The sequence below is a fragment of the Pontibacillus chungwhensis genome, from assembly GCF_030166655.1.
Taxonomy (GTDB): domain Bacteria; phylum Bacillota; class Bacilli; order Bacillales; family BH030062; genus Pontibacillus.
Window position 1 is genome coordinate 1,661,527 of the sequence record NZ_CP126446.1, and the last position, 19,148, is coordinate 1,680,674.

At 40.0% G+C, this 19,148-nt stretch carries 23 protein-coding genes; 13 read left to right on the plus strand and 10 right to left on the minus strand.

What is annotated here, in order from left to right; translation table 11 throughout:
- Positions 1 to 71 precede the first annotated feature (71 nt).
- Both QNI29_RS08610 and QNI29_RS08615 read left to right on the plus strand, forming a co-directional pair.
- Positions 72 to 383, plus strand: a complete 312-nt coding sequence (locus QNI29_RS08610; RefSeq protein WP_231416059.1) for a hypothetical protein — start codon at positions 72 to 74, stop codon at positions 381 to 383.
- A 209-nt stretch (positions 384 to 592) separates the two neighbouring features.
- Positions 593 to 1,936: a copper amine oxidase gene (locus tag QNI29_RS08615; protein WP_231416060.1), complete on the plus strand. Its 1,344-nt coding sequence runs from the start codon at positions 593 to 595 to the stop codon at positions 1,934 to 1,936.
- An 88-nt stretch (positions 1,937 to 2,024) separates the two neighbouring features.
- Here QNI29_RS08615 and QNI29_RS08620 read toward each other — a convergent pair whose 3' ends face one another.
- On the minus strand, positions 2,025 to 2,360 hold the full coding sequence (locus QNI29_RS08620) for a winged helix-turn-helix transcriptional regulator (protein WP_231416062.1): 336 nt from the start codon (positions 2,358 to 2,360) through the stop codon (positions 2,025 to 2,027).
- 166 nt (positions 2,361 to 2,526) lie between these two features.
- On the opposite strand from QNI29_RS08620, the gene QNI29_RS08625 reads away from it, so the two are divergent.
- Positions 2,527 to 2,955: a DoxX family protein gene (locus tag QNI29_RS08625; RefSeq protein ID WP_231416063.1), complete on the plus strand. Its 429-nt coding sequence runs from the start codon at positions 2,527 to 2,529 to the stop codon at positions 2,953 to 2,955.
- 78 nt (positions 2,956 to 3,033) lie between these two features.
- Here the strand turns inward: QNI29_RS08625 and QNI29_RS08630 are convergent, their stop codons facing one another.
- A complete protein-coding gene (locus QNI29_RS08630; protein ID WP_231416065.1) occupies positions 3,034 to 3,879 on the minus strand; it encodes a YihY/virulence factor BrkB family protein in 846 nt (281 codons plus the stop codon).
- 136 nt (positions 3,880 to 4,015) lie between these two features.
- Here QNI29_RS08630 and QNI29_RS08635 point away from each other — a divergent pair, with 136 nt between their 5' ends.
- From QNI29_RS08635 to QNI29_RS08645, 3 genes are read left to right on the plus strand one after another with little or no spacing between them, the layout of a single operon-like run.
- Positions 4,016 to 4,441, plus strand: a complete 426-nt coding sequence (locus QNI29_RS08635; RefSeq protein WP_231416067.1) for a DUF948 domain-containing protein — start codon at positions 4,016 to 4,018, stop codon at positions 4,439 to 4,441.
- Positions 4,442 to 4,460: 19 nt separating this feature from the next.
- Positions 4,461 to 4,913: a DUF948 domain-containing protein gene (locus QNI29_RS08640; RefSeq protein ID WP_231416069.1), complete on the plus strand. Its 453-nt coding sequence runs from the start codon at positions 4,461 to 4,463 to the stop codon at positions 4,911 to 4,913.
- Between the two features lie 24 nt (positions 4,914 to 4,937).
- Complete coding sequence (locus QNI29_RS08645; RefSeq protein WP_231416071.1) at positions 4,938 to 5,423, plus strand: hypothetical protein; 486 nt, start codon at positions 4,938 to 4,940, stop codon at positions 5,421 to 5,423.
- A gap of 24 nt (positions 5,424 to 5,447) precedes the next feature.
- On the opposite strand, the gene QNI29_RS08650 is transcribed toward QNI29_RS08645, so the two are convergent.
- Complete coding sequence (locus QNI29_RS08650) at positions 5,448 to 5,690, minus strand: hypothetical protein (protein WP_231416073.1); 243 nt, start codon at positions 5,688 to 5,690, stop codon at positions 5,448 to 5,450.
- Between the two features lie 282 nt (positions 5,691 to 5,972).
- On the opposite strand from QNI29_RS08650, the gene QNI29_RS08655 reads away from it, so the two are divergent.
- Complete coding sequence (locus tag QNI29_RS08655) at positions 5,973 to 7,457, plus strand: BCCT family transporter (protein ID WP_231416074.1); 1,485 nt, start codon at positions 5,973 to 5,975, stop codon at positions 7,455 to 7,457.
- Positions 7,458 to 7,514: 57 nt separating this feature from the next.
- Here the strand turns inward: QNI29_RS08655 and QNI29_RS08660 are convergent, their stop codons facing one another.
- The 3 genes from QNI29_RS08660 to QNI29_RS08670 all read right to left on the minus strand — a co-directional run bounded on the left by QNI29_RS08660 (position 7,515) and on the right by QNI29_RS08670 (position 9,673).
- The gene (locus tag QNI29_RS08660; protein ID WP_231416076.1) at positions 7,515 to 8,198 is read right to left on the minus strand and encodes an LrgB family protein; all 684 of its coding nucleotides are present in this window, start codon (positions 8,196 to 8,198) and stop codon (positions 7,515 to 7,517) included.
- Positions 8,195 to 8,554: a CidA/LrgA family protein gene (locus tag QNI29_RS08665; RefSeq protein ID WP_231416077.1), complete on the minus strand. Its 360-nt coding sequence runs from the start codon at positions 8,552 to 8,554 to the stop codon at positions 8,195 to 8,197. Before QNI29_RS08665 ends, QNI29_RS08660 begins: the two co-directional genes overlap by 4 nt.
- A 237-nt stretch (positions 8,555 to 8,791) precedes the next feature.
- Entirely contained in the window at positions 8,792 to 9,673 is an 882-nt protein-coding gene (locus QNI29_RS08670) for a LysR family transcriptional regulator (protein WP_231416079.1), read from the minus strand.
- A 172-nt stretch (positions 9,674 to 9,845) separates the two neighbouring features.
- On the opposite strand from QNI29_RS08670, the gene QNI29_RS08675 reads away from it, so the two are divergent.
- From QNI29_RS08675 to QNI29_RS08685, 3 genes are all read left to right on the plus strand, one after another.
- Positions 9,846 to 10,379, plus strand: a complete 534-nt coding sequence (locus QNI29_RS08675; protein ID WP_231416081.1) for a DNA topology modulation protein — start codon at positions 9,846 to 9,848, stop codon at positions 10,377 to 10,379.
- Positions 10,380 to 10,684: 305 nt separating this feature from the next.
- Complete coding sequence (locus QNI29_RS08680) at positions 10,685 to 11,704, plus strand: NADP-dependent oxidoreductase (protein ID WP_231416083.1); 1,020 nt, start codon at positions 10,685 to 10,687, stop codon at positions 11,702 to 11,704.
- A 135-nt stretch (positions 11,705 to 11,839) separates the two neighbouring features.
- Positions 11,840 to 13,174 carry an FAD-dependent oxidoreductase gene (locus QNI29_RS08685; protein WP_231416085.1) on the plus strand — a complete coding sequence of 445 codons (1,335 nt, stop codon included), beginning with the start codon at positions 11,840 to 11,842 and terminating at the stop codon, positions 13,172 to 13,174.
- Positions 13,175 to 13,316: 142 nt separating this feature from the next.
- Here the strand turns inward: QNI29_RS08685 and QNI29_RS08690 are convergent, their stop codons facing one another.
- Positions 13,317 to 14,093 (minus strand): thermonuclease family protein, encoded by a 777-nt coding sequence (locus tag QNI29_RS08690; RefSeq protein ID WP_231416086.1) that lies wholly within the window; start codon positions 14,091 to 14,093, stop codon positions 13,317 to 13,319.
- A gap of 214 nt (positions 14,094 to 14,307) precedes the next feature.
- On the opposite strand from QNI29_RS08690, the gene QNI29_RS08695 reads away from it, so the two are divergent.
- Together QNI29_RS08695 and QNI29_RS08700 are read left to right on the plus strand one after the other, a co-directional pair.
- Complete coding sequence (locus tag QNI29_RS08695) at positions 14,308 to 14,841, plus strand: sigma-70 family RNA polymerase sigma factor (RefSeq protein WP_231416087.1); 534 nt, start codon at positions 14,308 to 14,310, stop codon at positions 14,839 to 14,841.
- Positions 14,817 to 16,148 (plus strand): DUF4179 domain-containing protein, encoded by a 1,332-nt coding sequence (locus QNI29_RS08700; protein ID WP_231416089.1) that lies wholly within the window; start codon positions 14,817 to 14,819, stop codon positions 16,146 to 16,148. The genes QNI29_RS08695 and QNI29_RS08700 overlap by 25 nt, the downstream gene beginning before the upstream one ends.
- 69 nt (positions 16,149 to 16,217) lie before the next feature.
- Here the strand turns inward: QNI29_RS08700 and QNI29_RS08705 are convergent, their stop codons facing one another.
- The 3 genes from QNI29_RS08705 to QNI29_RS08715 all read right to left on the minus strand — a co-directional run bounded on the left by QNI29_RS08705 (position 16,218) and on the right by QNI29_RS08715 (position 18,386).
- Positions 16,218 to 17,213: an aldo/keto reductase gene (locus QNI29_RS08705; RefSeq protein ID WP_231416090.1), complete on the minus strand. Its 996-nt coding sequence runs from the start codon at positions 17,211 to 17,213 to the stop codon at positions 16,218 to 16,220.
- Positions 17,214 to 17,362: 149 nt separating this feature from the next.
- A complete protein-coding gene (locus QNI29_RS08710) occupies positions 17,363 to 17,800 on the minus strand; it encodes an OsmC family protein (protein ID WP_231416092.1) in 438 nt (145 codons plus the stop codon).
- Positions 17,801 to 17,813: 13 nt separating this feature from the next.
- Positions 17,814 to 18,386 (minus strand): TetR/AcrR family transcriptional regulator, encoded by a 573-nt coding sequence (locus QNI29_RS08715; RefSeq protein WP_231416093.1) that lies wholly within the window; start codon positions 18,384 to 18,386, stop codon positions 17,814 to 17,816.
- A 156-nt stretch (positions 18,387 to 18,542) separates the two neighbouring features.
- On the opposite strand from QNI29_RS08715, the gene QNI29_RS08720 reads away from it, so the two are divergent.
- A complete protein-coding gene (locus QNI29_RS08720) occupies positions 18,543 to 19,079 on the plus strand; it encodes a hypothetical protein (protein ID WP_231416095.1) in 537 nt (178 codons plus the stop codon).
- The last annotated feature ends 69 nt before the right edge of the window (positions 19,080 to 19,148 follow it).

The window sequence follows — 19,148 nt, forward strand, 5'->3', positions numbered from 1 at the left end:
AGATCCAGGTCTATTTTATTTAGTATTAAATGGAAATTTATGTTAAGGTGGAGGTGATTGGAGGGGGAAGTTTGGAAATTGTAAAAGGGTACGCTGTGACCATAGGAGAATTGTTTCTATTCATTGCTATTGGCATCTTAGTAAGTGAGTACGGTCTTCGTTTTATTTATGAACAAGCTGGCATTTCTTACATGGGCAATATTGGGAAAGTGTGGTTCGGGATTTCTTTATCCTTATTTTGTCTTTATTCAATCTTCAAGCACAGGAGATCAGAGGGGAAACAGCGTTTGTTAAGAGGAAGAGTGCGTTCTAAAACGTTTTACGTTGTCTTTGTCTTCTCGGTGTACACGGTTATCGCACCGCTATTTGAAGGGGCACTCTAGCAGATAAGATGATCCCGACCAATCTTTACTTATGCTTAGTTATGAGGGTGAAGAAGACTAAAGAAATCAAGAGATTTAACCAACCGCTCGAGTTCATTTTCGAGCGGTTTTTCTTATATCTATAACTTTTTTTAAAAAAAGGTGATCCAAATGAAGATCCGCCTCGATAGCTTAGTGAATAATCAAAACAAAGAGGAGTGGATCTAAGAATGAATATGAAAAAAGCACTTGTAACTGTCCCTTTAAGTTTCTCTTTACTACTACCAACCACGGCGAGCATTGTGAATGCGGATGAACATAGTCAATCTAAACCAACTGTTATGACAGAGGCCGTTGAACTAAGAGCATCTTTAGACCGTCTGTTAAGTGAACATGCTTATTTAGCAGTTGAAACGATGAGAAAAGGAGCAGAAGGGGCTTCAGATTTTGAGGCATCCGCCAATGCGTTAAGCAGTAATACCGAAGATTTATCAAAAGCGATCGGTTCTGTATATGGGGAAGAAGCAGGAGATCAATTCAAACAAATGTGGTCCGACCATATTGGCTATTTCGTTGATTATGTGAAAGCAACAGGAAATGATGATGCTGAAGCAAAAGAAGCAGCCATTCAAGAATTAAACGACTATCGTAAAGATTTCTCTCAGTTCTTAGAAACAGCGACAGGGGAACGATTAGAAGCAGGTAAGCTTGCAGAAGGCTTACAAATGCATGTCAAACAACTAATCGGAGCATTTGATAGTTATGTAGCTGGTGACTATGAGAAAGCTTACGAATATGAACGAAAAGCAATTGAACATATGTACGGGGTAAGTAAAGGACTTTCGAGTGCCATTGTAGACCAATATCCGGACAAATTTAATGGAACGAAAGCAGTAACGCCAGCAGCAGATCTTCGTTCAACACTTGACCACCTCATGTCTGAACACGCTGGACTTGCTATGATGGCCATGCAGAACGGAATTGACGGCTCAGATGATTTTAAGGCTTCAACGGAAGCGTTAAATAACAATACAGATGACCTGGCTGCTGCGATCAGTTCAATATACGGAGAAGAAGCTGGGCAACAATTTAAGAAGATGTGGACGAATCATATCGGACACTTTGTTGACTATGTAAAAGCTACAGGTGCAGAGGATAAGGAGAAGAAACAACAAGCGCTAGATGCTCTCGATCAATATCGCCAGGACTTCTCCATGTTCTTGGAGAAAGCAACAGAAGGTGAATTAAAATCGGAAACATTGGCGAAAAACTTACAAAGTCATGTTGATTACCTGATTACAACCTTTGATCAATATGCTGATGAAGATTACGATATGGCGTACGAGACGCTTCGTGAATCCTATGGTCACATGTTTGGAGCAGCCAAAGCATTATCTTCTGGTTTCGTCAATCACCAACCAGAGAAGTTCCAAGCTGATATGCCTTCAGAAATGCCTGATACAGGGATGGGCGGCTCTCAAGCTTCCAACGACTTCACTTGGATTATTCTTTCTGTGCTAGCGATGTTAGCAGGAACAGCCATCTTCGCTCGGAAGCAGTCACAAAACCAATAAAAAATATAGGAAAAAGAAAAAAGGATGGAATCCGAGTCAGGATTCCATCCTTTTTTCAAAATGGCCTCGATATGTTAGGTCTGGGGGATTACTTTTCACACTGTTTTTGATCTGGGATGTCCAACCACTCATCGGCCCATGCTTTAATATCCCTCATTAAAGGTTTTAAAGAATGTCCCATTTCTGTTAGAGAATACTCAATTCTTACAGGAGTTTCAGCATATACCTCTCGGTTAATAATGCCTTCAGCTTCCAAATCTTTCAATCGTTCAGATAGCAAACGTCCACTAATTCCAATCGCGTCTTTAATTTCATGGTTTCGCTGCGGCCCAGCTAATAATTGATAAATAATAAGTGCATTCCAGCGCTGGCTAATGATTCCGACAGCTTTTTCAAATCTTGGGCATAAACTAGAGTCTTCCACATCGATCTCTCCTTCAACTATAGTGTACCATAATTTATTTCTTATCGTAACTCTGTTACTTATCGTAAACAAATTACTTGTGGTATCATGGTTACATGATTATAATAGGTTACATAAAGTAAGTTGGTTAGGAATCGTACGTTTGTATTTAGAAAGGGTGAGTAGAATGAAGCATAAACATCAACAACTAGGCGTATTATTTTTGCGTCTGTTCTTAGGCTTTACCGTGTTTATTCATGGTCTTACGAAATTTAAAATTGGGATGGGGAATACCTCGATTGCTCTCGAGACATTAACGATTCCCATGTCGTTGCTATATTCAATTGGCGTTATCGAAGTTATGGGAGGGATCCTCTTGATGATTGGGTTTAAAGTTCGAGTGGTAGCTTCTGTGGTGGCTGTGCTCATGCTGCTCTCGATTACGCAATTGAAACTAACAATTGGATTTTTAGGGAATAGTCAAATGGCAGGCTTTGAATTAGATCTCGCTCTATTATCGATTGCTGCCTTTCTTGCACTCGATGGAAAGACGCCTTTTGCTATTGAGAATATTACATTTCAAGCTGATGAGTGTTACGAATGTCCGGAAGTATAAGTGAGTGTAAGAAATCAACAACATATAGAAAAACGTAGCCCGATCTTGAATAACCGATGATTCAAGACCGGGCTCTATTTATGCTGAGAAAGTGGAATCTGTTGAAGAGCTCGAGTGCCTCTTATGATAGATGACATTGATTTCAGCGCCAATCATAAGGATCAAGCCTGTAAGGAAGAACCACAGTAGTAAGATAATAATGCCACCTAAACTACCATAAGTAGCGGAGTAGTTACCAAAGTTGCTTACATAGAAAGAGAATGCAAGGGATATCACTTGCCAGAGTATCGCTGTAATCATCGCCCCGGGTAAAATGTGTTTAAATGGATAGCTTTTATTCGGTGCAAAATGATATAAAGCCATTAAAATACCAGTCATGACGAGTATTCCAATCGCCCACCTAAGAAACTGGAACAATAATACGGATTGTTCAGGTAGCTGTAGGGCTTCGTTAATCCCCTGAATAATTAAATCACCAAATACAGGCAGAATAAGTGCAACAGCAATGGCGATAATCATACCAAGAGTGAGAATAATCGATAATAATCGGACTTTAATGAAGGACCTTGTTTCTTCTACATCATAAGCCAAGTTAGCAGATTTTATAAAAGCCATGACGCCAGAGGAGGCAGACCAAAGGGTACCGATAATACCAACAGTCAATAATCCTCCTTTAGGAGAGTCCACTAGGCTGATAATCTGTTCTTTAAATATGCTCATGGTCTCGTCTGGAATCATACTTCCCATAAAATCGATCGCTTGATCGGGATCAATCTGTAAGTATGGAAGGATCGAGAGCATTAAAATAAGTAGAGGGACGATTGCTAACAGATAATAATAAGCTTGTGCAGCAGCCAGTATTGGTGTATTGTTTTCTAGAAATTTGTTTTTAAGTTCTTTTATATAACTCATAAATGACTTCAAAGTGTATCCTCCTTACATTTTGTACCTATCTGTACATATTCCATCCCCTTTTGGAAAACATTTTAATCGTCAAGATTAAAAGAATGTGTTTTGATAAGAGAGTGTTGTGGTAAAACGTAGAGAAGGGAGGATAGGGATGATGATTTATCTTTATATTGGTATATTAATTGTTTCTGTTTCCTTTGCCATATTAGCCATTTACCTTGCGAAACTGCTTTCGTCAGTATCGAAGTCTATGGATGACTTAGGGAACACACTTTCTGAAGTAGAACAACAACTTCACGGTATTACAAAAGAAACAGAAGAGATGGTTCAGGAAACTCATCTCATTGTAGACGATGTAAAAGAGAAGACAGATGCTCTTACTCCTGTTTTTCACTCATTACATGGTCTAGGTTCTTCCCTTATTCAATTAAATCGATCGATTGAAGGGGTCCCAAGTACATTAAGGACTTATACAGCCGATCATTCCGTTAAAGTGACGGAAGCCTATCATTGGGGCACGACAGCTATGTCTCTTTATCAAAAGTGGAAGATGACCAAACAGCAAACACAAGTATAATGGAAAGAGGTGAATAAGCTTGACGTTAGTAGGAATTGGAGTACTTATTATAGGAATCGCTTTTGCGATCATTTCGATCTTTGTGGCGCGTACCCTTAATAATTTAGCTCACGTGTTAAATGGGGTCGACGAAACGGTTAAGAAATTACCTGAACAACTTGATGGAGTGATGAATCAAACAGCAGAAGTATTAGGGCAAAGCAAAGATACCCTAGCAGATGTGAATGAGAAGATTCGCACGCTTAGTCCCTTGTTTTACATAATCGGCGATGTGGGGGAGTCATCTAGAAAGTTAACTTCCTCATTAGTCGATATGACTTCTTCCTTGAAGAAGAATACTAGTGACGGCAGGACCGTCGTAAATGAAGAAAACTTGCGCGGGTTATACGGTGCTATTGCGTTTAGTTATTTCTTAACGAAACGTAAGAAAGCAATGAAAAATGCACTAGAACAAACCAATCAACAACAATAATCGATTACACAAAGGAGAATGAATATGGCGAATCAAAAAAGTGGATTAGGAAAAGTTACATTCTATATGGCAATCGGAGCATTAGTAGGAGGAGCGGTTACACTAATAAACCGTGACACTAGAAACTCCCTTAAAGAAAAATCTTCTTCTACAAAGGAATCAGTAAGTAGTTACGTTTCAACCGTTAAAGAGGATCCGCAAGGTACAAAAGATGATCTTGTAGACCGAATCCAGCGTACGGCTACGGCTACGAAAGAAGCGGTTAACCAAATTCAAAGCATTATTAATGATCAGGGGAAAGACCTGGCCAAGCAAATGCAAGATGTGAAAGAAGAATCAGAAGAAATTGTGTCTACCGTTAAAGAAACGGGCGAGGAATTAAAGGATGTCGGTGAAAAGGCAGCAGAAGCTAAAGAAGAGTTAACAAACTCTTATGAGGAAGAAGAGCAAACAGCTCCAACGACGTCTTCTATTCAAACTCCACAATCTAATGACAATAGAGCTCTGTAAGAAGAAGTTAAAAATCGCGAGAACTTAAATGTGTTCTCGCGATTTTCTGTTTTTATAAGCTTCTAGCCTTCCGATTTCCTCGTTTAACAATCGCTGCATTTCCTCACGATCTTCCATAGTCACCATTGGATCTTCCTCGTTCCAATCTAATGTATAAACACTATAATATCGTCTAATTCTTCTGAAATAGATTGTTGAGTTTGGAAACTTATCAAAATACCCTCGTATTCTATTTTTACGGTCAAAACTCCAACGTGTTAACCTCATGCTGTTCACCTATTCCATATTAAAATTTGAAATTTCTGAGAGCCTATTGTAACATATGAAACTAATGAAAGGGCGAAATGAGTCGAAAAAAGGAATATTTTATCATTTTATCCTGAATAGGGCGGTGAAAGGTGTTCTAGTTACGTAAAGGTTTGAAACGTTGTAAAAAAGGGATTAGTTATTAGAGATTCATTTATGGGAGAGGGAAACGATTCTTTAGCTACATAAACTCTCCTGCGCTCGGAGAATAATGGAGCGTCCACTAAAAGAGGAGGAAAATACGTGAAGAGTTTCACGAAAATGTTTTGGATTTCATTAACCATAGGGGTTGCATTTGTACTTTGGGGAGCTATACTACCCGATCAAATGTTTAACGTCATGAGTGCTGGTAAAAGCTTTGTGCTTGATCAATTTGGTTGGTTCTATCAATTAGCTACTACATTCTTCTTTGTCATCGCTTTGGTCATTGCTTTTAGTAAGTATGGAAAGATTAAATTAGGTAAAGAAGGAGAAGAACCAGAATATAGTACATCAACTTGGTTCGCTATGCTCTTTAGTGCTGGTATGGGAATAGGATTACTGTTTTATGGTGTATCAGAACCTGTATCACACTACTCCAAGCCTCCATTCGGAGATGCCAATACGATCGAATCAGCAAAAGTAGGATTGCGTTATACGTATCTTCACTGGGGTTTTCACGCATGGGCCATCTACGCTATTGTAGCACTTGCGCTAGCTTATTATAAGTTTAAGAAAGATATGCCTGGATTAATGAGTGTGACACTAAGGCCTGTGATAGGTGATCGTGCAAACGGTCCCATCGGAATGGTCGTTGATATCATCGCTGTTTTTGCAACCCTCTTTGGAGTTGCTATATCACTAGGAATTGGTGCGCAGCAGATTAATGGAGGATTGAATTTCTTATTTGAAATTCCAAATAATTTTGGCGTGCAACTTGTCATTATGGGTATCACAACGGTCTTATTTATTACATCAGCAGCGAGCGGGTTATCTAAAGGAATACGTTATTTAAGTAATGCAAACTTGATATTAGCCGTTATCTTGTTTTTTTCCTTTTTATTCCTTGGTCCTACTCAATTCATGCTTGAGACGTTCTCGACTACTTTTGGTTCATATATTCAGAACCTTCCAAGCATGGGGCTTCGATTCTCACCATTCCAACAGGAGAATAATCAGTGGGTAAAAGATTGGACAATCTTCTACTGGGCATGGTGGATTTCTTGGACACCTTTTGTAAGTACATTTATTGCTCGGGTTTCAAGAGGTCGTTCAGTTCGTGAGTTCCTTGTCGCTGTTATTATCGCGCCATCCATTGTCTGTGCACTTTGGTTTGGTATGTTTGGTAGCGCGGGAATTTTCTACGATCACATTCAAGGAATTGATGTGGCTGGTCAGAGCTTAGAAACGGCTTTATTCTTTGTGTTTGAACAGATGAACTTTAGCTTTATTCTATCAGGAGTATCCGTTCTTCTTATCTTGACATTCTTTGTGACTTCAGCAGACTCTGCTACGTTTGTTCTTGGAATGCAGACGCATAATGGTAGCTTGAACCCACCATTCTTTGTGAAATTAGCATGGGGAATTGTAATGGTAGCCGTTGCAGCGATCCTGATGTGGTCAGGAGGAGTGGATGGTCTTCAAGCCGCTACGATCATAACTGGATTGCCGCTTACGATAATCTTGCTAATTATGACATGGGGCTTGTTGAAATCATTCTCGGCTGATCTTAAAGCAGGAAAGAAATAGGGATAACGAAAATCAAAAAGAACCCGTTTGCTTCTGAAGCAAACGGGTTCTTTTTTGTTATTGAATGAAAAAGTGTTGGAAATGTGGAATCCATGTGTTTCCCCAAACAAGTGTAACACCTGCAGCGATAATCATGGAGAGGCTAGAAAAAGTACCTTCCTGATCCCCGAGTTCAAATGCCTTCGACGTTCCGGCGCCATGTGCGGCCACACCGAAAGAGACACCGCGGGCTACAGGTGATTGTAAGGAAAACATTTTAATCACATGGGGACCTACAATAGAGCCTATAATGCCTGTTGCTACTACAAAGGCAGCTGTTAAAGCGGGTACACCGCCAATGGTCTCAGAGACTTCCATCGCAATAGGGGTTGTAATAGACCTTGGCATAATGCTTGTCATAAAGCTTCCACTTAAGTGAATCAGGTATCCTAAGAAAAAGCTCGAAACCACAGCGACCACAGAACCAGCTACAATGCTTGATAGAATTTCTACCATGAATTTCTTGATCAGTTCAAAGTGTTTGTAAATAGGAATTGCAAATGCTACTGTGGCAGGTCCTAAGAAGTAGCTAATGATACTTGTTCCGTTTTCATAATGTTGAAAAGGGATATCGAATAAAACTAGTAAAGCCACTAAGACAACAGGTACAACAAGCAGTGGCGTTAAATAAGCTTTTGGATATTTTTTATATAAACGTTTACTAATAATATAAATAAGAATGGTTGCAATTAGGTAGATCATTGCTCATCTTCCTTTCTTCGTTTGGAAAGAAAATCGGCGACAAAGCCAGTAATGCCCATTACTAAAATCGTACTAACTAAAATAATCAGAAGGATCTGGAATCCATTCCACCCAGCCATTTCTGGATATTGAACAATACCGACCGCAGCAGGAATGAAAAAGAGCAGAAGTTCAGCAAGAAGCCATTTACCAGCTTCCTCAACCCATTCCAACTTGACTAAGCCGAAGTGAAGGGCAAGAAAAAGAAAGACTAACCCGAAGATACTTCCCGGTATTGGGAACTGTGTAAGCTGCTGTATGGCTACTCCTATAAAGAAAAATACATTTATGAGCAAAAATTGTAATACGAGTTTCATAAAGGACTTGTAAATGCTTACACCCCCTGAACATGCGAAAAGAGCCTTGGGAAGGGCTCTTTTCAAGAATGATCTTTTTGATTTTGAAAGCTTTTGGGAGTCAAAGGTTTGGGAGAACCTTTCATGAAAAAGACAGGTTGGGATCTAATCTTATTCATGCTGTTGACGTACTTTCATTATAGGATGCTAGATTGCATAATGAAAATACATATTTCTTATTTGAATCATAACTAAAAGTTATGATTTAGATGCACGTACAAATTGGATAAATTCCCTGGCTGCATAGGGTAAATATCGGTCTTGTTTAACGATTAAAGCCAATGTCCAAGGAACACTTGGGTTGACTACTGGGATGCTTTTGACCTCTGTGGCGATAATTTTCTCGCAGATGGACTTTGGCATGATGGCGATACCGATATGAGCTTTTACCATCTCTACAATAAAATCCCACTGTGAACTTTCAAGCTCAATCTGTGGAGAGAATCCAACAGACTGACAATAGTCTTGAATGATGTCATGCATCGCGAAGTCTTCTTGGAATAAAATGAATTTCTCCTCGGCTAGTTCTGAAAGTTCAACCGTATCTTTGCTAGCTAAGCGGTGATCTGTAGGCAGGACAACTTCCATTGTTTCTTCATTAAATGGATAAGCTTTAAAGATCGTTTCATCGATCGGTGCAACCGCTACAGCCACATCAACGTGACCTTCTTCAAGGCTTTTTTCAATTCTCTTTGCTCCATATTCTGTAATCTTAATCGAGATACCAGGAAACTGATTTCTAAATTGGGCGATTAGCTCTGGGAAGAACAGTGTACCTATTAAAGGCGGTAAGCCAAACTCTACTGTTCCTTTCTTTAAGTGCACCATATCGTATAGGGAACTCGTCAAATCATCCATAACCCCAAGTACACGCTGAGCTTGTTGATAAACAAGTTCTCCTGAATCTGTTAATGTAATTTGTTTTTTAGAACGATCAATGAGCGTAACATCAAGTTCTTCCTCAAGGTTACGGATCATTTTACTTAATGCAGGTTGGGAAAGCTTTAGAGAATGGGAAGCCTTTGTAAAACTCTTTAAGCGAGCAACCTCTGCGAAATATCGTAAATGACGACTATCCATAAGAACCTCCTATCTAACTTGCATCTATTATAGAAACTCCCTGTAACAAAGTAAAGCAACACGTCGTGCCATTACCAAGATAAAGCGTGTCAGACACGCGTTGATTCGCTAGTGTGCTAAAGGGTGTCTGACACCCTTTGATATGGTAAACTATTACAGTGGGAGGGGTTTTATGAAGCGGGTGATTGTGATAGGGAGTCCCGGTGCTGGAAAGTCGACGTTTTCTAAGCGACTTGGAAGGCTTGTAAACGAGGAGGTATACCACTTAGATCAGTTATTTTGGTTACCTGGATGGGTGATGAGGGAACGTGATGAGTTCATCGCTTTACAGGAAGAGGTTATGAATCAAGCATCTTGGATAATTGATGGGAATTATGGAGGGACCCTTGGTGTACGATTGGAGAAAGCAGATACTGTCATATGGATTGATCCACCAAGAAAGGTTTGTCTTTACCGAATCTTGAAGAGGTATTTTTTGAATCGAAATCAGACGAGACCTGATATGACGGAAGGGTGTGAAGAAAAGCTGGATTGGGAGTTTATCAAATATGTGTGGAACTTTAGAAGGGATAAACGTCCGAAGTTAAACGAACAATTACATAAAGCAGCTCGCCATAAAACAATTCATGTCATTGAGTCTTCTAAAGATATGGAGCGTTTCTTGGAAAACATAAAGATTAAAAGAGAGGGATCATCACTTTTGTAGGATGATCCTTTTTTTAGTTTCCTTAATTTATTAATATGGATATTCTTATCTCTTTCCAGCTACCGTAGTGCTCTAGAAAAGGTTTTAAAATAAGAAGTAAGGTGAACTATATCATGTGGAAGGTTATAAATACTTTTTCGGTAGAGGTTTGGGTGTTGTGAGTAACTGATTGGTGAAGCATTAAATTGCGGATACTATTAAGCTCACCATAGATGAACACCCATAAGTCGAATAAGTTGATCTTCAAGATGATGATTTGCTATGTTAAAAATTCAAGGTGCTAAATGGAAGGAGCATTTTTTATTATGACAACAGAAAATCAACAAATCGTTTTAGCAAAGCGTCCTGAAGGGATGCCTACTCATGAAAATTTCACTTATGAAGATGTAGAAATTAAATCTCCTCAAAAGGGAGAAGTCGTAATTCGAAGCTTATATATTTCTGTAGACCCTTATATGCGCGGCCGGATGAGTGATCAGAAATCATACACGCAGCCGTTCCCTCTTAACGAAACCATTAATGGTACAGTTGTGGGAGAAATAGTCGAGTCAGAAGATGATCAGTTCAAACCAGGTGATAAAGTAACAGGCTTTCTTGGCTGGCGTTATTTTAACACCGTTCCTGGAAGTCAAGTTCGCAAAATTGATGGAGAACAAGCTCCCTTATCAGCTTATCTTGGCGTATTAGGCATGACAGGTTTAACAGCTTACTTTGGCTTACTTGATATTGGAGAGCCGAAAGAAGGCGAGACTGTTGTGGTGTCTGGTGCAGCTGGTGCTGTTGGTATGATTGTCGGTCAAATCGCAAAACTAAAAGGTGCACACGTAGTAGGGATTGCTGGTTCTGATGAAAAAGTAAACTATATTACTGAGGAATTAGGTTTTGATGCAGGGGTTAACTATAAGACCGTTGATGATGTACAAGAAGCTCTATCTGGTCTATGCCCTAATGGCGTTGATGTATATTTCGATAACGTCGGAGGCGAAATTTCTGACGCTGTTCTTAACTTGTTAAACTCCTTCGCACGTGTACCGCTTTGTGGAGCTATTTCGTCTTACAACCGTACAGATGCTGACTTAGGTACACGCGTACAACCAAAACTCCTTAAAGCTCGTGCTAAGATTCAAGCGTTTATCGTAGGGGACTATGCAGACCGCTTTGATGAAGGCGTTCAAGACCTTGCAAAATGGCTTTCTGAAGGAAAATTAAAATATGAAGAAACAATAACAGATGGCTTCGAAAACATTCCTGATGCATTCTTTGGTCTGTTCCAAGGGAAGAACTTAGGAAAGCAGTTAGTAAAAGTCGCTGACCCTAAATATTAACTAAACAAAACCCTGCTCCTTTTGAGCAGGGTTTTTTATTCTAACAAACTCTTTATTTAGCTATACCACATCGGGTTTATGGAAAAGCTAATAGAGGAACATAGAAGATATAACAGTATAAAAAGAGGTGTTAGGATGAAATACATCATTATCGGGGGAGATGCGGCAGGAATGAGTGCCGCGATGCAAATTGTACGAAATAGTGAAGGAAATGAAATCGTTACGTACGAAAAGGGAGAAACCTATTCTTATGGGCAGTGCGGGTTACCCTATACCATTAATGGCATAGTGGAATCCACTGAGGACCTTATTGCCAGAACACCTGAAACGTTTCAGGAGAAGTATGGAATTAAAACACATACGCTACATGAAGTAACAAGTGTGGATTGTGAGAAAAAAATGGTGTATGGAACCAATTATCATACTGGAGAACAGTTCGAAGATCATTATGATCGACTTCTTGTCGCAACAGGCGCGAATCCGAATTGTCCGCCGTGGGAAGGCATTGAATCAGAAGGGATTTACACCCTAAAAACCATACCCGATGCGGAAAAAATAATGGATTACATAAATGAGAATATCAAGAATGTGACGATTATCGGTGGGGGATACATCGGTCTTGAAATGGCTGAAACCCTTTCTGACATTGGGAAAAACGTTCAAATTATCGAACGTGGCGAACGGCTCGCCAAGATTTTCGATGAGGATATGAGTGCCCTTATCCATGAGGAAGCGACCAAACAAAACGTGAAGCTGACATTTAAGGAATCAGTAGAAGGTTTCAAAACCAATGATAAAGGTCGTGTAAGGTGTGTTGTAACCGACCATGGTGAACATGCGACAGACCTAGTCCTCGTAGCTGTTGGGGTAACGCCAAACACATCCTTTTTACAAGGTACGGGTATTTTCACGAGTGTTCAGGGTGCCATTGAAGTGAATGCATATATGGAGAGTACGATCAAGGACATTTATGCAGCGGGAGATTGCGCTACACAATATCACCGCCTTAAGCAAAAATCAGATTATATCCCTCTTGGGACTCATGCGAATAAACAAGGAAGAGTTGCAGGTTTGAATATGATTAATCAACCTACTACTTTTAAAGGAATTGTAGGTTCGTCTATTATTAAATTCTTTGATATAAATCTTGGGAAAACAGGTTTATCAGAGAGGGAAGCAGAAGCGCTTCATTTCTCTAACACCTCTGTAACCATTGATTCATCGCACGCTGCAGGATACTATTCAAAAGAAGATCCTATGAAAGTAAAACTCGTCTATAATGATCAGACGCGTGCGTTATTAGGAGCTCAAATTATTGGTAAAGAAGGGGTCGATAAACGGATTGATGTAGTAGCCACGGCTCTATACCACTCGATGACCGTGGATGAACTTGTCGATCTTGACCTTTCTTATGCACCTCCTTTTAACAGTGTTTGGGATCCTATACAGCAAGCTGCAAGAAGAGCTTAGTTTGACTTCATTTTGATCAAGCGAAAAAAGCGATCCGTCTAATAGAGGCGGATCGCTTTTTTATGCGCTATTAAATTTGAGTGTTAGCACGCATTAAGTATAACGGGCTCCTAAGCCGCTTTATATGGAACACTTCAACTTATTATGGTAAGGTTTCACAGACAACCCCGTCCCCGTCTCGGTCCAACCGGTGGGGGTCTTTTGAAGGACCTCCTGCGGCTTCGAAAAATGCTTGAGCCTGGCTTTGTTTACTAAAATCCCCACAATCTCGATCGGCCCCGTTTGGATCATATAAAAGATTATTAGATTCAGTGGAATTGTTTTTACTAGGAGTTGGGCTCTTCTTGATGGTCATCTCGGAGTTAAAACCATCCTCCGTCACATACCCTTCCAAACTCCATATCCCCTTCTTCTTCTTCTTGGCTTGTTGTTCAGCATCGCGTAATGTGTCTACATATTTATCGTTTGGGGGATATACGTAAGCTACACGTGCAAGGCCTTGTTCAATAATATCCTTATTATAAAGCGTACCATCTATGTATACGTATGCGAGTAAGCGATCGTATTTATCTCGTTTCGTTGTTCCCCATTCAAGCATCACTTCTTCATTTGTAAGAAGCTCTTTAGCGTATTGACTCGCTTCTGGCCCAAAGGGCTGGACAGGCAAGTCAGGATGCTTGGTTTCTGGCGTATCAATAAGTAACAATCGAATCGTCTCTTTCTTCCCCTCTATCGAGACAGACAAAGTATCTCCGTCTACCACACGAAGGACGGTTGCTTCTTGTTTCGTTTGATTTTCTCCTGTAGAAGAGGAAGTAGTAGTTTCTGTTTTGGTTTCTTGCATGGTTTCGTTTTGAGGACTGCAAGCTGTTCCCACCATTATTATAAACAACACTAGTATCTTAAAAATGTTTCTCATAGTTGTTCTCCTTTATCGCTGTATACATTCACTCTAGCAAACAATTTCGACGACGTATAGGAAGAATACAGTTCATCTTTTTTCACTATTTATTATTGCAATGCTCAAGAGGTACCAGGCCACGTCGTATGGTAAGGTGAAAAATAACTCTAGTGAAACTTTTCTTGTCACTTACGACTCTAACCTATGAGTTTGAAAGAAAGAGGGAAGCCGTGTGAACCTAATAAAAGAAGTAAAGCGAGCCAGGAAAGGGAATAAAGCATCTTTTGAGGCATTAATCAGAGAGTATAAAACCACGATGTATCGTGTCTCGAAAACTATTTTAAAACAAGATGAAGATTGTGCGGATGCTTTACAAGAAGCTATTTTAAAAGCTTTTCACTCCATTCACACGCTGAAAGAACCAAAGTATTTTAAGACTTGGCTCATTCGGATCGTGATGAATGAATGTTATGCCATTATTCGAAAACAAAAGAAAATTGTTTCATTAGATAAGGTTCATGAAGAAGCGTTTGTAGAGAGAGGGTTTGATCGGATTGAAGTGAAAGAGTTACTCTCTCATTTGACCGAAGAAGATGCCCTCGTTCTTCAATTGTTCTACATAAAAGACTTTACGATAAGAGATATGGCCCACGTAATGGAGGTTCCAGAGAATACAATTAAAACAAAGTTACGCAGGGCAAAAAAGAGAGCACGAGTACAAGTCAGGGAGGAGGAAACATCATGGAAAAGTGGGAACACCTATTAGATGAAGAAGTGAATAAAGAATTGCCAGAGTCTGTTGAGAAGCGAATGGAATCTACATTAAAATCCCTGCCGAACAAGAAAACAGGAAAGAAAAAGTGGTTGTATGGCATAACAGCCGCTGTAGTAGCAACAGGCATTTTGATTAACAGCTCTTCGGTGTCTACAACAATTGCCGATTCCCTGAAGGATGTACCTTTTGTAGGCTCTGTAATGGAGAAAGTAGGCGGGTTAGGAGAGAAAAGTGGGCAACAAGGCGGGTTAACAGTTTCAACAGGGGAGCAAGTGAACATAGGAGATCAAACCATTATCTTTACAGAAACCTTATATGATGGAAACAGTATATATATTAGCTACTTAAATATGTCAGATCATCTGAACAAATTGGTCCTGCCAGGGATGCCTGATGTTCTCGTAGACGGAGAACCATTAGACAACTACGGAATCGGGGCGGGGGGTCAGAAGATCGAAGAAGGCGTTTACGGTGAGACCATGTCGATTAGAACCCAAGAAGAACTCCCTCATGAATTCTTGCTTACACTTAGCGGTGAAGCGAATGGATCTGAGTGGCAAGTAGACTTACCTGTTATCAAAAAGGGGAACTCAAAGGTTATGCCGATTAATAAAAGTTTCAAAAGTGGGGAGGATCACATTCATTATAGTACGGTAAGCTTTACATCAACCTCCACTAGAATTCAGTTCCAAATGCTTACCCCTGAAGACTCAAAGATCATCCAAAACAATCAGCATCTTGATTTTGTTGTAGAAGATGAAAACGGGAAAGTGTTAAGGGGGATCGGAGCAAGTAGCCATTCTATTGGATCAGAAGATGGAAAAGTTAGTGGTAAGTATACCGTTGATCTAGAACCATACAGAGAACAATTACCAGAAACGTTAAGTATACGACCATACCTTATGGAAATCCCAACTTCAGAGGAAGCGGTTGAACCTGTGGTGTTTAGGAGTAAGAAATGGACTGGAGAACCTGTAACATTGTCTCAAGGCGAGATGGGGCAGTTGAATGTAGATAGTGTAGAAAGAGAAGGTGAGAATGTAACCATTACCTACACCGTCAAAGGGGAAGATGAAGCCACACAAGCGAGTACGTTCTGGATAACGGATGGTGATGGGAATCGCTATGAACATGATCGGGTGGAAAGACGTATAGATCATCATACCTTTAAACAAACCTATTATAATTTTCCAGTGGAAAAAGACATTCATCTCCATACAACGGAAATGGATGCTCATCATTATTTAAGTGATTTTGGATTAACCATTGATCTTGAATACGGTGAAGGGGATAGATGACTAAAAAAATACGTAAGTGTGAATGAGCGTAGAAAAACCCCCTCGATAATCGAGGGGGGTTGAACCCTTTTATAGATCTTTCCTTGTAGGAGGAGCCATGAACTCAGGTCCTACAGGATCTTTAATATTTTTAACTAATATTTCATCAATGTCTTTCTGGGTTTCTTCATCAATTTTAAAGTCCATTACTTCTTCAATCGGATCCATTTGTTCTGGTTTCCGACCACCCCATAGGGCAGTGCCTGTACCAGGTTGATCTAATATAAATCGAAGAGCCAGGTGGATAATGCGTTTGTCAAATCGATTCTGGGCTAATTGGTCTAGCTCTTGTACGGCATTGAGATATTGCTCGAAACGAGGTTGCTGGAATTTAGGATCGTTATTTCTTAGGTCATCGCCATCAAATTGACTATCCTTAGACATTTTACCGGTTAACAATCCTCGGCATAAGCTACCATATAACAATGTATGAAGGCCATGCTCCTGAACATAGGGGAGAATGTCTTCTTCAATCCCTCTTTCAAACATGTTGTAAGGGGGCTGAACCGTATGAAGCGGAGCCGCTTCACGGAACGTATCCATTTGTTCTGGAGAGAAATTACTCACACCAATGGATCGGATTTTGCCTTGTTTATATAAGTAATAAAGGGCTTCTGCTGTTTCTTCAATCGGGACGGTTGGGTCTGGCCAATGTACTTGGTAAACATCAATGTAATCCGTTTGAAGTCGACGTAATGAATCGTCAATTTCTTTGTGAATGCGTTCTTTAGATGCATCACGGTAAACTTGCTCGTCTTTCCAATTCATGGCAACCTTCGTTGCGAGCGTGATATTCTCACGACCTCCATATTGTTGAACGGCTTTACCGACAATTTCTTCAGAACGACCGAAGCCATATACCGGAGCGGTGTCAATGAGATTAACGCCTTTATCTAAAGCGGCGTGGATGGTTTTTATGGATTGGTTTTCATCTGTGCCACCCCACATCCAGCCACCAATGGCCCAAGTTCCTAGTCCGATTCGTGAAGTTTCTATTCCTGTATTGCTAACGTGCGTGAATTCCATTTTTTCACCTCCATAGGTTCGTAGCTTTAGCTACTCTTCACGAAGTTTACCCTCTTCTATTCGTGACTAATCATGCAGATAGGCTGTCCCAATAGATGAAAAAAAGCACGCTCATAGCTTACTGAGCGTGCCTGAATTTAGTCGTGTTTTTATGCTTTGGTCCAGTTTGCGACCATATTTACATCCGCATTGTATAGGGTTTGGAAAACAGGACAGCGATCATCTGTTTTATCTTTTAATTCTTGAATGCGTTCATCAGACTCACTTGTTTTAACCTGAGCATTTACTGTAACGGTTTGGAAGTGACGGCGTACGCCTTCTGTTCCCATCATACCGCGGGGGTCTAATTCGCCACGAATTTCGAATTCAATCCCTTGAAGGTCAAAGTTCATTTCATTCGCCACCATATTAGCAACTGCGTTCTCGCAGCCTGCTAGGGCAGCTAGTAGGGTTTCAAGTGGATTCGCACCTTGGTCGGTGCCACCTTGTTGTTCTGGTTCATCAATAATAATGGTATGCTTTTTCGCTTTTGCTTCTACCTTTGCACCTTCTGCATTTGCTTTAACTCTCATTTGAATAGTAGACATGTGAAATTCTCCTTTAATGAAATAATGTTTTCTTTAAATGAAAAATGGTATTTTCAATTGGCTTAGACGTTTGCTTTACTTTCGCCATTAAGATCGAGCCTTCAATAGAACTAATGATATGCTCTGCGTATTCGTAAGCATCTTTAGGAGTGGCAAGTTCTGCTTCCATTAATGTCTCACTAAGAGCTAACGCCCATTCATGGAAAAAGGATTCAATGCGCTTTCTAAAAGATGCATCATGTTCGCTCATTTCGATAGCTAGATTCCCGAAAGGACAACCTTTTCGAACATTGGAGTCTTGAAAAGATTCAATTGTTTCTTCAAGCATGTGCTGAATTCGTAAATCAGCAGAGGAATCTGTTTGAAGAATGCCTTCAATCATATTGGTTTTCCAAGTATCAATATAGCGATCTACAACAGCAATCCCTAAATCGTGTTTAGTCTTAAAGTAATGAAAGAACTTTCCTTTGCCAATATCTCCAGCCACTAATATATCGTTAACAGATGTAGCTTGATAACCTTTGGAACGAATCACATCTGCAGCGATGGATACAATCTCTTCTTTAGCTAAGGTTCCTTTATTCATAAAAGAACCCCCTTTCTAGAAACCAACTGGTTGGTATGTATCTAATATAAAGGATGCTTCATTAGTTTGACAATCAATGTGCTTCACTCGGAATCTCTTCATAAATGGAAGGCTACGTGAATAAAGTAGTACTAGCTATATGAGGAGGTTTCTATCATGATTAGAGTGTCTCAAAGCTCATTACTTATAGTGTGCTTACTTTTATTTCTTATACTTAGTTGGGCAGGTCTTACAAGAGCAAAAGAATTCATTATTCCAGAGGGGGCCTTTACACAAGAAACGGTCGCTTTTCCGGAGGCTATGACGTATGTAGACACTGTTAAAGAGTTAGAAGAACACGTGGAAGCACCGATTTCCACCTTCAATGTACTACCGGACTCCTTTGAACGAATTAGTATGGGGTATAAAAAAGTTCAGGAAAATTCTTTCATCACAAGACAAACCTTTATCCGTTATCCAGAAGGAAAAATGACGTTTGAACAAGCCCCGAAGGATGTGAAAGATGAACTCCCTTCACCTTCCTCCTCGACGATGAAGGAGTTCAATTTGAATGGTCAGCTCTTTCATATGAATGGGGATGGTAGACAGGGGGACTACGTTATGTGGGAAAAGGGAGATTATGTATACGCAGTCTCGACGAACGTTACATTTTCAATGGATGACTGGGAATTGTTATTAGATTCCTTACAATAAATGTTCAAAACGGCCTTAACGCCTAACCCGTTAAGGCTATTTTTGCATATATCTTACAAATGACAGAAT